The sequence below is a fragment of the Candidatus Nitrosocosmicus franklandus genome (assembly GCF_900696045.1).
GTDB classification, from domain to species: Archaea; Thermoproteota; Nitrososphaeria; order Nitrososphaerales; family Nitrososphaeraceae; genus Nitrosocosmicus; species Nitrosocosmicus franklandus_A.
The window spans coordinates 1,510,774-1,526,134 of the sequence record NZ_LR216287.1; the positions used below are offsets into that span (position 1 = coordinate 1,510,774).

The 15,361-nt window shown below is 31.4% G+C and carries 13 protein-coding genes; 5 read left to right on the forward strand and 8 right to left on the reverse strand.

Going from position 1 to position 15,361, the window contains the following annotated elements; genetic code table 11:
• Positions 1 to 991 precede the first annotated feature (991 nt).
• Positions 992 to 1,411: a secondary thiamine-phosphate synthase enzyme YjbQ gene (locus NFRAN_RS07120; RefSeq protein ID WP_134484196.1), complete on the forward strand. Its 420-nt coding sequence runs from the start codon at positions 992 to 994 to the stop codon at positions 1,409 to 1,411.
• A gap of 1,074 nt (positions 1,412 to 2,485) precedes the next feature.
• Positions 2,486 to 3,052 carry a hypothetical protein gene (locus NFRAN_RS07125; RefSeq protein ID WP_134484198.1) on the forward strand — a complete coding sequence of 189 codons (567 nt, stop codon included), beginning with the start codon at positions 2,486 to 2,488 and terminating at the stop codon, positions 3,050 to 3,052.
• Between the two features lie 11 nt (positions 3,053 to 3,063).
• On the opposite strand, the gene NFRAN_RS07130 is transcribed toward NFRAN_RS07125, so the two are convergent.
• Positions 3,064 to 3,486: a type II toxin-antitoxin system death-on-curing family toxin gene (locus NFRAN_RS07130; protein WP_134484200.1), complete on the reverse strand. Its 423-nt coding sequence runs from the start codon at positions 3,484 to 3,486 to the stop codon at positions 3,064 to 3,066.
• A 646-nt stretch (positions 3,487 to 4,132) separates the two neighbouring features.
• Complete coding sequence (locus NFRAN_RS07135; RefSeq protein WP_134484202.1) at positions 4,133 to 4,831, reverse strand: TOPRIM nucleotidyl transferase/hydrolase domain-containing protein; 699 nt, start codon at positions 4,829 to 4,831, stop codon at positions 4,133 to 4,135.
• 36 nt (positions 4,832 to 4,867) lie between these two features.
• On the opposite strand from NFRAN_RS07135, the gene NFRAN_RS07140 reads away from it, so the two are divergent.
• Positions 4,868 to 5,278 carry a hypothetical protein gene (locus NFRAN_RS07140; RefSeq protein ID WP_134484204.1) on the forward strand — a complete coding sequence of 137 codons (411 nt, stop codon included), beginning with the start codon at positions 4,868 to 4,870 and terminating at the stop codon, positions 5,276 to 5,278.
• A gap of 247 nt (positions 5,279 to 5,525) precedes the next feature.
• Here the strand turns inward: NFRAN_RS07140 and NFRAN_RS07145 are convergent, their stop codons facing one another.
• The 4 genes from NFRAN_RS07145 to NFRAN_RS07160 all read right to left on the reverse strand — a co-directional run bounded on the left by NFRAN_RS07145 (position 5,526) and on the right by NFRAN_RS07160 (position 9,939).
• The gene (locus NFRAN_RS07145; protein ID WP_134484206.1) at positions 5,526 to 7,823 is read right to left on the reverse strand and encodes a S8 family peptidase; all 2,298 of its coding nucleotides are present in this window, start codon (positions 7,821 to 7,823) and stop codon (positions 5,526 to 5,528) included.
• On the reverse strand, positions 7,823 to 8,719 hold the full coding sequence (locus NFRAN_RS07150) for an AAA family ATPase (protein WP_172602194.1): 897 nt from the start codon (positions 8,717 to 8,719) through the stop codon (positions 7,823 to 7,825). Before NFRAN_RS07150 ends, NFRAN_RS07145 begins: the two co-directional genes overlap by 1 nt.
• A 318-nt stretch (positions 8,720 to 9,037) precedes the next feature.
• Positions 9,038 to 9,211 carry a double zinc ribbon domain-containing protein gene (locus NFRAN_RS14450; RefSeq protein WP_134484210.1) on the reverse strand — a complete coding sequence of 58 codons (174 nt, stop codon included), beginning with the start codon at positions 9,209 to 9,211 and terminating at the stop codon, positions 9,038 to 9,040.
• Positions 9,212 to 9,495: 284 nt separating this feature from the next.
• Complete coding sequence (locus NFRAN_RS07160; protein WP_145988050.1) at positions 9,496 to 9,939, reverse strand: hypothetical protein; 444 nt, start codon at positions 9,937 to 9,939, stop codon at positions 9,496 to 9,498.
• Positions 9,940 to 10,263: 324 nt separating this feature from the next.
• On the opposite strand from NFRAN_RS07160, the gene NFRAN_RS07165 reads away from it, so the two are divergent.
• Entirely contained in the window at positions 10,264 to 11,463 is a 1,200-nt protein-coding gene (locus NFRAN_RS07165) for an SIR2 family protein (protein WP_134484214.1), read from the forward strand.
• A 129-nt stretch (positions 11,464 to 11,592) separates the two neighbouring features.
• On the opposite strand, the gene NFRAN_RS07170 is transcribed toward NFRAN_RS07165, so the two are convergent.
• Together NFRAN_RS07170 and NFRAN_RS13770 are read right to left on the reverse strand one after the other, a co-directional pair.
• Positions 11,593 to 13,899, reverse strand: coding sequence for a phage/plasmid primase, P4 family (locus NFRAN_RS07170; protein ID WP_172602195.1), 2,307 nt, complete (start codon positions 13,897 to 13,899; stop codon positions 11,593 to 11,595).
• Positions 13,900 to 14,216: 317 nt separating this feature from the next.
• Positions 14,217 to 14,381, reverse strand: a complete 165-nt coding sequence (locus tag NFRAN_RS13770; protein WP_172602196.1) for a hypothetical protein — start codon at positions 14,379 to 14,381, stop codon at positions 14,217 to 14,219.
• A 56-nt stretch (positions 14,382 to 14,437) separates the two neighbouring features.
• Here NFRAN_RS13770 and NFRAN_RS07175 point away from each other — a divergent pair, with 56 nt between their 5' ends.
• Positions 14,438 to 15,355, forward strand: a complete 918-nt coding sequence (locus tag NFRAN_RS07175; protein WP_134484218.1) for a hypothetical protein — start codon at positions 14,438 to 14,440, stop codon at positions 15,353 to 15,355.
• Positions 15,356 to 15,361: the final 6 nt, after the last annotated feature.

The window sequence follows — 15,361 nt, forward strand, 5'->3', positions numbered from 1 at the left end:
TTGTTGTTGATAACGGTCTATATATCTGAGAATTTGAACCTGTAGAATCTTAATTAGTTAAATGTCTTTGGATAGTAATTTGTTTACTTTCTCGACATTCTTTTCTAAAAGAACACAGATATTTATGTTCCTGCTATTCTGTGTTAACCGATCAACAAGATCTACGATGTCTAAGTATGTTTACCACCATGCAAAATTGTGATTTTTTTGCTCCGAGCATTCATTACAATATGCTTAAATTCAAATGATCATATTTACCATAATGAATATTATATTATTAGGCAATTGATGATCTTTTTATAAACTGATCACTTGTTCTAATATTCTATTAGTTTGGAATTTCCAAATTACTTAGTCGTGCTCCAGATGCAGTTAAGAAACATTCTTCTTTCATTATATCGTTATTTAAATTAGTATTCTTATCTTCTACTTTCATATATTCTACTTTGACTGTACTCTCATCAATAAGCCTGATTCTTATAATGATAGGAATAATTTCATTATTAGTAGCACTGACTTTTCTCTCCTGCGGAAAAGATTCAAAAGTTTTTCAATTTATCCCTTCTTTTTACATGAACTTTCTAAGTCACTCTTTCTTTATTTGTTTCTTGTTCGAATCAATCGTTTTTACAGCTTCATTTGATATCATCGTGGCACCTACCATTACTCTCCCTATTACATTAAATCGTACAACGTTATACTGTGCAAGTCTCCATCACAATATCAAATAACCAAATTAGTATAAAGAATTCAGTTTAGTAAATTCAGCATATGAAAATATTTTTGTGCATTTTTTGACATCTTGCTGGTCCTTACATATTTAGGCATTGAGCAAAAGAGGATAATCAATTTGAATATCTGATCCATAATTACTCTGCAAACATGGATATATAGAATCTAAATTAGTTTGTCAAAAATACAAACATTAGAATTCCGAAATATTAGCTTTCATATATTATATTTTTAAACTGTTATATGTTTATAACAATAAATGAAATCCAAAACCGAGTATCTTTTGCTTAATACAACATCACGGTTTCAGTTAGTTAACATTACGCCGCAAATTGAAAAAATACTACAAGCGAGCGAAATCAAAGAGGGACTATGCCTGGTAAATTCTATGCATATTTCTTCTAGCGTATTCATAAATGATGACGAAATGGGGTTGCATAGAGATTTTTACAAGTGGTTAGAAAAATTGGCTCCGCATGAACCACTTGAACAATATAGTCATAACGATACCGGAGAAGAGAATGCCGATGCCCATTTAAAGCGACAAATCATGGGAAGAGAAGTCGTAATAGCAGTTACAAATGGTAAACTAGACTTCGGTCCATGGGAACAAATATTTTATGGAGAATTTGACGGAATGAGAAACAAGAGAGTGTTAGTTAAAATAATAGGTGAATAGTATATGCATAGACTAGGTTTGAGTGAACTAGTCAAGATATAATAATCATTTCATTTTTATTTTCATTGTAAATATAAATCAAAAGTCAAATTAATTAGCTAGTCGTTATTATCTGATTAAAATTCATTACAAAAAGGTGATTTTGATATTAGATCTAATTTATGCTTCAATTCGCTTTGATTTAGTGAATAGTTTAGACTTTATCGCGTATATCAATAGCTTGAAGTTTGAGGTGATCTTGTAGAATTTCATGTACTTGTATATAGAAAGTTCTACTTTTTTATCTTTTTCATTTCTGAACAATATTTATAATTAAGATTCGTATTAGGTTTAAAATTCAAATATTTCCTAACAAGATATGTGATGCTAGATTTGTATATTAAGTAAGGAGCAAGACTAATTACTATATGCTAAACTTGAGGAGTTATGACAACTATAAAGGTCTATGTTTATTACAACAGATCATTGTTGTTTGTACATAAATTTTTTGATTTTGTAGTGCAATTTTTTATGCCTTTTATGTTTGTCTGCGTGCCTGCCTTGCCATGTTAAGGGTAGGGTCATTAAACAATAGTACATAATGATATCACATAAACATAAAGAATTATGTAAGCTATTACCACTTTTTATATTATTGATCTAGGATGAGCATTTATTATAGCGCCGGGAGTGGGACTCGAATCTACGTCTTTCAGATGTGGGTTCCATTGTGTTTGCTACTAGCCGAAAAGTAAAATGGAGGAAATGGCATTTGTTCATATTTCAGGTAGTCATGGGTTTATGCATTACAAGTTATTAAGTTAATAATAGATAAACCAAGTATAATTAATCTCCAGAAAAATATGTGCTATAAAGAATGTAGTGGTTCACTTTTTTTGTGAATTTCGAGAAATTATAGTGGTAAACATATAGTGTTGTAAAGATACGAAATAATGACCTGGTTTATAATCTATAATAAAAAGCCTAATTTAGCTTGATTTATAATGATTTTGCCTTAAAAAGACTGAAGTAATAATAGTATGTAAAACAATTTATTATCATATTAATAGGTATGATAGAATAGATTAGATCAAAATGAATAAAGAAACTTTGGATTTTCTTGTTTTTCTGAATAATAATAAATTAGTAGATCTGCGTTGTATTCACTACGATAGCGATATTGGCTTTTATAATAGAAAGAAATTACAAAAATTGGTCTTTCTAGCTCAATCACGATTCAATCTTCCGTCAAACTATGCCTATGATATCTATAAACATGGTCCATATTCGCCTCGTTTTTCTGCCGACTATTATCAAATGAATTTAGATATTGTTAATCAAAAAACGTATTCCCTACCGTCTAGCTTTGATGAGAATAGATATACAGCTTTATTTATTGATAAGGATATTAACTGGTTGGAGGTATCTACAACCGCAATTGATCTGTTCGATAAGAATAAAGATATACATATAAAAGACTTGGTCAATTCTATTTGTAATCTTAAGCCACAATTTAGTATACCTTATATTACTAAAGTTGTTAATGATCTATTGCGTGAAAAATTGATTACATCTATAAGAGAAGAACTAGAATCAATTAGAAAGAAAATACCTGACTTACTTAAAGCTTTAGCAAAAGAAGATCCTGCATTAATTAAATAATCATATCTTGTTTACTCTTTAATTACTAACTCTTGTTTAAGATATTCCTCTACTTCGGAATAAACTGTAGTATCCGTCCTTGATTTCAACATAGTCGCCATTAACAAATCATATAATTTTCGTTTTTGCTCAGTTTGAACCAAAGGAATATCAAATCCATTTCTATTTAGAAACATTAATGTTACAATTATAGCTGTTCTCTTGTTACCTTCATAAAATGGTTGATTAAAAGTAATTCCCGCCAAGATTCTAGTTGCTTTCTTAATTATGCGTGTCTTTTTATCTAATTCTTTTTCATACCTCGTGTTAACCTTGTCAAATATGCTGCAAAGAATATTTAGATCAACCTCAAAAGAAGAACCATCCTCTTCAACAATTTTCTTGTTGAATTGAATAATTTCGTCAATCTCATCTGAGCTAAAGTATTCTGACAATTATACTTACTTCTAAAATTTTTGTATAATAAGGTATCACTGATCAATGCATTAATTAATTAATAAAATACTCAATTGATATGGAGGTATGAAAGTTTATTTTGTTACTTTGTTTTAGTTTACTCTCGTGCTTCAATTTTCGCTTTATTTTTTATTGGTATTAATAATAGGCTCCTCGTCACTTCAGATAAATTCTTTAAATGATTCAAATAGGGTATTTGAACTCAATTTCCATATGATTGCAAAATAATATAAAAAATTGTAAAGAAATTATTGACTGATATATTGGGAATTAGCATAAAGATATGAGATTTGAACCCGTTTTTCTTGCATTCAGGGGTTTGTGTTTTGATTTGACCTATACAAATTGACCTTGTCCTCCAACAGATTACAATGATTTTGGAAAATTCATTTTACGACTTTATGATGTGTTCGAAGAATCCTATAATTTCTTTTACATCATTATCATCGCCTTTAAACCAGGTATCAAATTTCAATTGACAAAATTTGATAATATTGTCTAATTTCCCATTATTATCTTCCATAAAACCAACATAATTTTCTAACGTGCCTTTTCTCTGAATGAATATATTTTCTTTATATTTTTTCGGTATTTTTGATATAATACCGTTCCATTGTTTACTATCTATAGAATCTCTAAAAAATTGAAAGAATTGTTTAGAGATTTTGATTTGGTTTTTTTTACTTGACTTAGCAATTTTTTTTGATATCTCGTATGCGTTGATCTTGTTATGAAGCCTAACTCAGGATTCAAAACGTTATCCAAATCACCAATGTAGAAGCAAGGAATATTATATTTTGTCAAAAACGTCTTCCAATTCTTGAAATGGTCTTTTCCCCAGATGTCTATGAACTCCAAGTCATCTTTCTTGTTATTAATTTTCTTGTAATATTCATAAAAATACCTGTAAAAATATTCATCCGAATCCCCTTCTACCAAAACTACTTTTGATGCAAAGAAAATTTTTACCGAATTACTATATGTAAGAATGTCCATCAGTATATTTTCATTACTGGTAATAGTGGGTGAATTTGATTTTGTCCATTTACCATTTTCCTTATAAAATCTGTGAATTTTGTGTATAGTTTTTGAGTTTACAAACAGGAGTGAATGAGTAACGATTATGAATTGAAGTTCCAGATCTCTAGCTGCTTTTTCCATTAATTCAATGAATTTAATCTGAATCTGAGGATGTAAGTGGATTTCTGGCTCGTCTACAATGATAATTCCATTCCTTATTAGTTTGGTAACTATACCAACTGGAAAATTGTGGAAACAATTAGTTAAAATCGGACAGTAAGATCGAATAGTAAAAAATATAATAAAAGTATTTTAGTATATCGAAGTATTTTCAAACAAATGCAATTTAGAGCATTCTTCATAATTTTAATTATTAGTATGGCAGCATTGATCTTTTTAACGTTTAACAATGCGCTAACAGTTAACGCACAAGGTGGACTCGATAAAATGATTGAAGACTTGAAAGCAGATGGCGAGGCACTTAAAGCTGAAATCAAAAACACTAATTTATACAAAACTGGTCTTGTGGAAGGTTTGATAAACAAGGTTTATTACTACAAAGGACAAATTTCTGTTATGGGTGGTGGAACATGGGCCTATCTTCACGACGTTCAGGATACACTCTTAGCTAAAATCAAGGCAACAGGAGAAGCTGGATTTACTACATCAGAGTTGGCATCAATTGACTATTTCGCAACTACAGCTGCTCAAGACAAAATCGATCACCCTAGCACCAATGTGTTTGGTTGATCAGGCCTCAATTTTTTTAGTTTTTTATTTGGGAATAAATTTGAAGAGATGTCAATTGGCCCGGTGGGTTTAGTAATAGATACATTACGAGTCCAATTCAAATTTTTTCCAATAACAATAGAATGTGAATTATTCAACTTCTGCCTTTTGATAAATTTAAAGTATTATTTACGATACATCTGGATTTTTCAACCAAATGTCTTGTTTGTATATATAAAAAACAAAATTGTCCCATACAAATGTTGAATTAACTTCGGACTCTGACTCTATTTCTTAGCTTAATCGCATTATATAGCTTCAAATTATTTACTTGTTCAATAGCAACTATGATTGAGTAATCTTGTTCATAACTGACATTTTCTATCCACCCTAAGTCTCTAGATACTACTGAAAGTAAAAGTGGCTTGTTGGATGATATTTCATGAGGTTTGATAATGCGTATCCCTTTTTGATGAACACCCTTCTTGCGAATATTAATTCCTGGTTTTAACATAATTTCATTTTTTTTGATATCAATTTTTTGAATCTCATCGTCTGGATATTCTTTATCTATATCTGCAGATAGAGAACTATTGAGATCATCCATATCTAAATTATGATACAAGTGAAATTCCATTGCTACACCCAAATAATTAATTCTATTCTTTCTTATGGGAGGATCATAGGTCAAAGTAATTGACAAAAGTGTCTCATACTCGTCAAACACATCTTGAGGAAGATTAATTTCATAAATATGATAAGAATTAATTTGCAACTTGCTTTCTTTGATCAGTAACACCCTATAGTTGTCAGAGTAAAGGGCCTTAGATATATCGGGCTTTCCGTATCCATATACATTTAATAATTTCATCAAGTTCGTTTCTGTGTCGTCTTCGCTAATTTCTGACAAGAATCCAGGCCTTTGAATTGGAATTCTGGAAGAAGACAACAATAAACATTTCAACATATTTGAAGAATAGAAGGGGTATTGATTTCGAAGTAACGCAAGATAATGAGAAATTCTTGGAGCACTAAAACTAGTTCCTTTACCTAATTTAAAAGGTCTACCCTCAATTACACCAACGGACTCAGCATTAGCGATAATAACGTCTGATTCATTTCCAAAACCACCACCACTATATTCAACCAATTCAGGTTTAATCATCCCTTTGAATCCGGGGCCGACTCGAGTAATTGGTGAAGGCACATCTATTGAATCAATACGAGTGAGCCGGCTAACTATACCTCCAACTGTCAAAGATAATGCAGATGAAGCGGGATTAAGTAACCTGTTTTCTTCAAGCGCCAGTAAATGATCGGGATAATTACTATCTGGCAACTGAGTGTTATTGCCTATAGAAATTACAAAAATAATATTGTATTTTTTTGCTAACTCATCCAAGAGAACTGCGAGATTAAAATTTTTAACTACATCATTTTTAAGTATATGATGCGGAATAGCTATAGAAACATTAAATATTTTGCAGTTTGGATCCTTTTGAATCGTTTTTTCAACCAATTCCTTTAGTCTATTCTCTAATAGCTTATTGTATTCATTTCCTCTATTCTTATTTTGTTTAAATATGATTTTTAATGAATATAACCAAATCTTTTGCTCAAAACGTGAATCACGAATACATTTTTCAACGTCACCGTATAGGCAAATACTGGCCACAGAAGTTCCGTGTCCAGAATGATCTCCGATTTCTTCATCATCGTCGAATTTGATATAATCTTTTATCGCATCTTCCAAAATTGGGTGCTTTAAAATCCCACTATCCAAAATTGCTATAGAAGAACAATTTTCATTAGGTGGACCTATAATCTGCTCCTTTTCTATAGGTTGCATTAATAACGATTCAACTTCAAGAGTAGGAGGTCGGTCCACTAGAGCAATCTCATTCAATGCCAATATTTCATTTAATACTCGTTTACTGATTCGGACTCTTAAAATACAAAAATTTATAGTTATTAGGTTATCTAAAATCAAACAATTATTCTCTTTTAACCAATTTTCAAAACCTGAAAGGAATTGATCCAATTCGGAATCTTCCATCCGCCACACTTCGACATCTAGAAACTCAAATCCCATTTCAGGAAGCTGATCTATATTAAGAGATCGCCCAATCTTCTCGTCGACTGGTATAGGAACAATTTCATCTATGGCAAGGAAATACTTGTATCTATCGTCATCATGATGTTTTTGCAATTTCATTTTGAATTCTTTAAATTCTGAATCATTTGAAAAAGCTATCCAATATCCTGGATTCGCGGTCGAAGAATTAAGGACTTGAATTCCGGCCCTTTCTAAGTCCTGCCTAAAATTTGATTCATAGACATACTGATTTGTTTTTATTTTAAAAATTAGCCTTGGATCGAGATAATTTCCAAATTTGATCTTATTTTTCTCGTGAGTTTTCTTTAACAGCTGTAGTTCATTTAGTCTATCTTTTTGAAATTTTGAATTATCTCGGTCAAACCGCTCATATTTAGTTCTGGGCCTTTGCTTTCTTCTGGGAGTAGGAAGACTTGGTTCTGGTAGAGGAAGATGATCTAGATCGACCATCAAAGATCACTCTTGTTGACAATTGATTTTCTAATCGTTTGGTCTTTTATAGCCCATTCAATATCTGCATTTGTTACAACGTTCCTGTGACTTAAGATGGTGCGTTTCAGAGCTGATTGGCAGATTTGAACTATATCAAATGCAGAGAAACCTTTGGTTGAACTTACATAACTCAAGTAATCATAATCGTCATCTCTTTTCACCACTGCCAAATATTTATGAAATAGAAGGGCTCTGGATTCCGCATTAGGCAATCCAAAATATATGATCTCGTCGAATCTTCTCCAAACCGCATTGTCTAATAATTTGTGATGATTTGTAGCCGCAATAAGCAAACTTCTTCCTTCATATTCATCCATCATTTGAATCAAATTATTAACTACACGTTTTATTTCACCATGTTCATACTTGTCATCTCTATTTTTGGCTACAATGTCAAATTCATCAAATAAAACTACATAGTTTTCCTTTTCTATGAAATCGAAAATCCTTCTAATGTTTTTGGCAGTTTCACCAAGAAAAGATGAAAGAACAGAATCAAAGCGAACGTATACAAACGGATAACCTAATACAGAGCTAAGTATTCTGGAACTCAGTGTTTTTCCTGTTCCCGGTGGTCCACACAAAAGAATTTTTTGTTTAGGTTTTAATCCATAAGTTGATAACAAATCGACGCTTTTGTTTTCTACTAAAATATTTCTTAATTTCTCTTTTACATAATCAGAAGCAACTAGATCATTAAAATTAAAGTAATTTTGTTCAACATGAACCAAAGGAAGTCCCTTTTCGGTGTCATATGGAATATCTCTTTTTGGATAGAATTCAAGATTCTTTTGAAAATTAGTCTCTTTTTTTGACCCATTTTCTCTTATCTTCTTAATGATCTTAGCTGGCAATCTCAACAATAATTACAGAAACAACTTAATAACAATTCTTTTCATAATTATAGTAGATCTTTCTTACTAATTCTTGAGCTATCCTGTAATTAAGATTCTGATTCCTGTAATTTCCATGATTATCCTGAAAAGTATTTATCTCTTACTTATTTCTTATGTTTATCATATTACAATAGAAACTCTAGAAACATTATACAGAATCACACCTATGGTTAGTATAAAATTTTCTATTTCGGATCAGAAAGTGACGGTGTTAACAAGAATCTTTTATGAAATTGGTGGATCTTTGCCATATTCTGTTAGTTTCATCTTACTTATTTAAAGGCCACACTCATTACAATATACTGCACCAAGAAAATTATTCGAATTATTACAATGAGGACATTTTAACGGAAACCGTGTTCCACATTTACTACAGAATTTGGCTCCTGTAGGATTATCTTTTTTACAGATGAGACAAATATTACTCGTATCATCTTTATTGCTCTTCATCCCTATCTCTCCGAAATATTAAAAATTATTCAAATTGCTGTAGATATAAGTATTAAATCCTGATTTCTGAACGTGTTGATGGAAATATCAAATTTAAATAAATCAAATATTGCAAGTGACGTTTTTAATAAAGTGCAAATGACGAAGGAATGATACGACAAAATGACGAAGAAAAAAGAGCAGAATGATTATTTTATAAATAGAATTGGGAGGTAATCAAAGTCATTTAACAAATTAATCATTTTTGATGCATTTTGATAGTGTATTTTTTACTCTGTCAATCATTATCTCATTGATCTAGCTTCTGTAATCAGTCGTTTGGATCTGCCCAATAATAAATTAATCTGAGAATCTGAATCGGTGAAATGATGAGTATGAGGAATTACTACTCTGTCATACTTTGTGAGATTAAATCCCAATTTGAATCCCTTTCTAATAAGGGATACCTTTTCTTTCAGCATTATCATGCTGACTATTCCTTTGCTTGTTTTTGAAAGATCATGAAGGATTACTTTCTCAGATCGACTATTGTTATATTCTTCAAGGATTGATTTTTCATAATTATGAAATATAGCTCTTTTATAATAGTAATATGTTCTCCTAGATATGTTCTTACCAAAGGATTGATTAATATAACTCAAAGATTCATTTTCGGTCAAGTGGTTCATCTCGCAATTCATAACAAGCATAGTCAGTATCAATTTTTTCTTCTCACTAAATTGAGGCACTATATTATTAAAAAAGAGAACAAGATATTAATTTTGACTGTTTATTTCATCAAATAGTTCTATATTTTTGTTTTTCAAGGTATCTAGTTTCATTGGGGGTATCTTCTTGTTAATAGCAGTATTTAGTGATAACTTTATCAAATAATTCGGACTAAAATAAGTCTTCTTAACGTATTGCATTTGCATAACCAATATTTTTTTGATATGTTATAAGAATCAGTTTAAGTCATCTTATTAATTTTAGTTAAAAATCGAGAGCGAATCAAACCTTTCGCTGGAAAAAAGAAAAACGTTAATCTACTAAAGTAGAATTAGACCACTGTATTGAACGAGAATTTTAAATTCACATTTTTATTGGGGGCCGGCGCTTCCGTGCCGGCTAACCTTCCCACTATGGATTCAATGACATCTAGATATTATTCGGATTATGTTGATAGTTTTAGTCCTGAAGAAAAGCTCGTGGTTAATACTCTAAAAGGAATAGTTGAATCTTATTATTCAAGCAGACATGATATTGAATCCTTTATGTCTTTGATAAAATCTTTGGAAGACCCCGATTTAAAACGACTTATAACTCATCAATATGCTGAATTGAATAAATTAGACCATTCAGTTATAGATCAAGTTTATAAAAAGACACAACAATATATCAGAACTTCGCTAGAAAAAATCGAGTGGAGAGACATTGGTTACCTTCTTCCAATGCTAGGCTTTTTAGAAGAACAACCTTTAGAAATCTTTACCTTGAATTACGATGGTATTATCGACTTATTTTGTGAGAAGAATCATTTAAGGTATTCGGATGGTTTCGATCCATTCTGGAATCCAAAGGTATTTGAGGAAAATCTACAAGTAAGGATCTATAGGTTGCATGGTTCTTTATATTGGTTCAAAACTTTATCTGAGAACATAATACGTATTCCAGTAATTGGATTGGACCTGGAACATGTAAAGTATATATCATTAGAAAATATGTCTGAAATGTTGATCTATCCCACCATGGAAAAGGAAAAATATTCGGAGATTTATACTTGGCTCAACAATCGATTTATTTCAAAATTAAATGAAACGAATTTGTTAATAATAATTGGTTATAGTTTTAGAGATCAGGATATCACAACCATGATAAAGGAAGCACTCATGAGGACAAAGTTATGGATCATAATTGTTTCACCCAACGCAAATGAATTAAAAGGTAGCCTTTGCTTAAGTGATTTAGAAATTTCATCGAGAGTAATCGCAATAGGCTATGGTATCGACTCTTTGCTAAGAAGTGGATTATTTTATCAATTTTATAATAAACTAAAAAATAATATTCAATTGGAAGAAAAAACATGGGGGAAACAACATCAAATTGAAGATCCGCTCTCAGAGTGGACTGGAATCATACAGGCATACTATGATTTAGAATGCAACGAACGGATCGATTATGTTTTAAAAAATCTTGAAAACTACTTTCCTAAAAAACGGGTTGAAATGATCAAAAAACAGAGCACTAATAGACGTAATCTTTGGAGGAAATAGTAGATTTACTTAAAAATTGTCATAGTTGGCAAGGTTGTCACGGTATTTTATATCGAAAAATATTTTAATTTTTTTAATCTTGTTCTGATTTTTCTCAAAAAATAATTTCAGATGAAACAACCCTGCCAACTATGACAACCCTGACAAACCATTCATGCTGAAAGTTATTTGTTGTTGCTTTCCTATGTCTAACTGATATTCGGGTGTTAGTCTTAGTCCAAACCAGCAAGTTTTTCTTTTTTCATCTTGCTTGCTTTTTTTCCCTTCGCTTATGTTAGGTCGTAATCGTTTTAGATCCTTTCCGAACGCCTCAATAGATTTAAAGGCTAATTTGTATTTATTACAGAATCTAATATACGCTTGATGCAATTCAGACTTGCTTATCCATTCATCAGCAGCGGAATCTTCCGCTACAGCCTCTTCAAGAAATACCTTGACGGGGTCATTTGCTCTTTCTGATTTCTTTCTTTTTTGTTCTACAGTTTTTTCATTGAGAAAGATTCCATTATTTTTTAAGATTCTCCTTAGTGCCGTCATCGATACATTAAATATTCCCGACAATTCCTCTTCTGAGCTCAACCTTTGAAGAAGATAGGGATCGTCTCTCCTACCTTCAAAAGTAAAGGGAAAGCTGATTAATACTTCTCGGCGATAATATGCAGCAGTTTGATCAATTGATTCTCGAATTATATTAGCATTAAAAAATAACTTCGCATGCAAATACGTATCGTAGGCGTTTTGATTTTTTCTTTCTATTCGTATTGGCTGCTTTTTTCCTCCTGTAAGCTTCTTTAGAATTGTTGTATCCTTTATAACAGCATATGTTAGCTCAGTATCTATATTTACATCCTTAAATTCTAAATCGGCAAGGGAGAACCTATTCTCTAACAAAGCAGAAATAGAAACATTACTAATGTTCTTATCGTCATGCAATTTGGTAAGCAATCCAGTAAAGACGCTTTTACCGTTTGAACCGTATCCAAACAACTTGAAGAAGTATTCAAACGGAGTATCCCTGTAAAATGTATAAGCCATGGCTTCTACAGCAGTTCTTATTTCTCCTGAATATAACACATCCTTTAGAAATTTTCCAAACAGCTTGGGTTTCATGCTTGGATTAAACACGATCGGTTTCTGATTCACTGAAAGATAATTAGGAGTGTGCGGATTCAATTTATCTTTAGAAATATCATATAGACCATTCTGAAGGTTTATGATATTAATATCTGCATCAAGTTCCTCTCTCCTATGATATGTCTTTCGGATAATGTGGCCCTTTATCTCGGATAAGTGCTTGTTAGCAAGATCATACCCAAAAATATTTTCGGCCTCTTTTTCAATTATTATTTCTCCACCTGGAACATACACTCCTTTTTGATAATATAGGATCTCTTTTGTCTCTTCCAGAGTCAGGAAATGATAATTTTGAAAAATGTGTTCTGTTGCCTCTTCTATTAGATCGATTTTGGATTGTTGTTTACTCTTATTAAAGACGAAATCCTTATGAGATCTTACAAATTCTATACAACTATTCCAAATAGTATCCAGTTCATCTTGTGATAACGGCTCCGGTTTACAGAACTTTAGGTTTATCTCTTCAAGAAAAGCTTTTAATTTGACTGCGTTATTTGTGCCATCTTTTTTTTCATGATAATGACGAAATAATAATGAATTGGCAACTGAGATTAGTTGATCGTGTCGTTCGCCTTCATGTATAACAATTTCTATATTGTTCCTTATTTTGAGATTTTTGATTATATTTCTGAGCTCGACCCTCAATCCATTCTTTTTTTCTACATATTCTATTCCATGTCGTTTACAGATGTTGTTAATGTGTTGAATCATTTCTATGGCCTGTATATTGTTCAATACACAAGGTTCTGTAGTTCCAATTATTTGGTATCTTTGTCCATTTTTATGAAATGATGGAGAACAAAACATTATTCCATGTTCTGCTTTGCTTTTTACTTCAATTCCTATCTTAGAATCAGGCCCTTTGCCAGGGAAGGGAATGGGTGATAACATATAAATATGAGCTCTATTCAAATCATCCTCGTGTTGTTCAACAATTGTTTTTTCTGCTAGCTCTTTGAGAGTTATATTTTTTCCATTAAGACTGCAAAATTCCTCTATGGCTTCTTTTTTATCCAGGTCAATCGCCACAAGATATAGATGAGAGTTATTATTGTCCTTTTTAGTTATATCTAGATATAACTTTCCAGGAAAAATGGCCATTCCCTTCTCAAATAAACCTTCGTTTTTCCATTCTTCAAAGACATCATTAGGAATACGGTTATGCTGGTATTCTTTGTATGAACCTAATATTGGATACCTATTTTTAGTATCATATGGAATGACATTGCATTTTTGTTTATGATACCAATAATCCGCCCAATCGTTGGGATTCGGTAACCATCTCTCCGTTTTATGCGTCAAGGCGCAAACCTCATACAATCGCAATTATGCTCATAACATTTGTCGTTATGCGAGGTTTTTTCATGACCACAATAGCAAATGTCTGGAAGAACGGAATCCTCCCTGAAGCCATCATTCAAGTGTCCTTTTAGGCCTCCGTGGATTTGTGTTCGAATATTCTAATACATTCTGGACATAAATCTAATTCAATTTTCCCAAATTTGCCAATGCTTTGTGTTATTTTGTATATGGAAGGTCTTGAACACCCAAAACCGTTACAAATCATTGAAGTTTTAATTTTGCTATGTTTACTGGTAACTGATAACTTGTTAATCAATTTAAATCCTCCCTGATGCATTCAATATTTCAGACTTAAGACCTTTTTTATTATCCTCTATTAGTTCATTAATTATATCATCATAAGTTTGTTCTTTTCTACCTATGTTTCTTAGGATGTTCCTTGTTTTTACATCAATAATGATTGTTGTTCTTTGTATTTCCATATATCTACTATAAACAAGTATTTATTTTAGATAATGGTATATACCGATATACCGATATGTATACCGATAGTGATTTGATATTAGTTGATCCAGAACATAGACGAAGTAGAATTATTGACTTTATCCTTCATAATCAGGGATGTAGCAAAAGTAAAGTTGTAGCTCATGCTACAGAAAATGGATATGCTTCTAAGGTATCGGTTTACGAAGTGTTGAACGATCTTAAGAGAGAAAAAATTCTCTCAATACGTAGAGAAAAACCAAATTCAAAGTCCCATCAATTGTTTATTGACCGGAAAAATCATGTCATTATCCTTACAAAACAATTACAGGAAATCGATCGTTTGTTGAAAGCTCTTTTAGAAAAGACTTTTTCAATCTATAACAAACCCGTGAAAGAGTGGCCTAAAATTTATGATCGTGAAAGCAGTTCGAGTCAGTTATCTGAGATTGTTAATTCGTTACAATATATAATTAGTTTTATTGATCACGCATTTAAATACCTTTATAGCTTGGAATGGCCTAGATTTGACTCAGTTTATCGTAATCAAATGTATACTTTATTTTTCACAGAATTAGGGAGATGGCATAATTTGGTTAATAACAATATTTCAAGATTGATTCAGAATTATAAAAATCAAATTGATGACTGGATCTATCCTCCACAGCGATATGAATATCGTCATCCTAAGTCTATTTCAGCTGACGAACTGTATCTATCTATGCTTCAACCATTATTCAGGATTCACCGATTAGAAGTTATATTCGAAAGACATGGTATGTTAAATGAATATACAAGATTAATTGATTATCTTTTTAATATGAATATATCTCAAATTGATTCCGTATATCCAGAACTACATGACTTATTTTTTGAATTTCTAACAAAAAACACTTCCTATCTACCCAAATATAGGGAGCGATTCAAAAGAGAATATAAAGAATATCTCGTCAAAAATGGATTAGATGATTAGCATTAA

What these genes read in the sequence shown, in the direction of transcription:
- NFRAN_RS07120 (WP_134484196.1), top strand. Translation starts at nt 992, where the DNA reads ATGAAATCCAAAACCGAGTATCTTTTGCTTAATACAACATCACGGTTT.
- NFRAN_RS07125 (WP_134484198.1), top strand. Translation starts at nt 2,486, where the DNA reads ATGAATAAAGAAACTTTGGATTTTCTTGTTTTTCTGAATAATAATAAA.
- NFRAN_RS07140 (WP_134484204.1), top strand. Translation starts at nt 4,868, where the DNA reads ATGCAATTTAGAGCATTCTTCATAATTTTAATTATTAGTATGGCAGCA.
- NFRAN_RS07145 (WP_134484206.1), bottom strand. Translation starts at nt 7,823, where the DNA reads ATGGTCGATCTAGATCATCTTCCTCTACCAGAACCAAGTCTTCCTACT.
- NFRAN_RS14450 (WP_134484210.1), bottom strand. Translation starts at nt 9,211, where the DNA reads ATGAAGAGCAATAAAGATGATACGAGTAATATTTGTCTCATCTGTAAA.
- NFRAN_RS13770 (WP_172602196.1), bottom strand. Translation starts at nt 14,381, where the DNA reads ATGGAAATACAAAGAACAACAATCATTATTGATGTAAAAACAAGGAAC.
- NFRAN_RS07175 (WP_134484218.1), top strand. Translation starts at nt 14,438, where the DNA reads ATGTATACCGATAGTGATTTGATATTAGTTGATCCAGAACATAGACGA.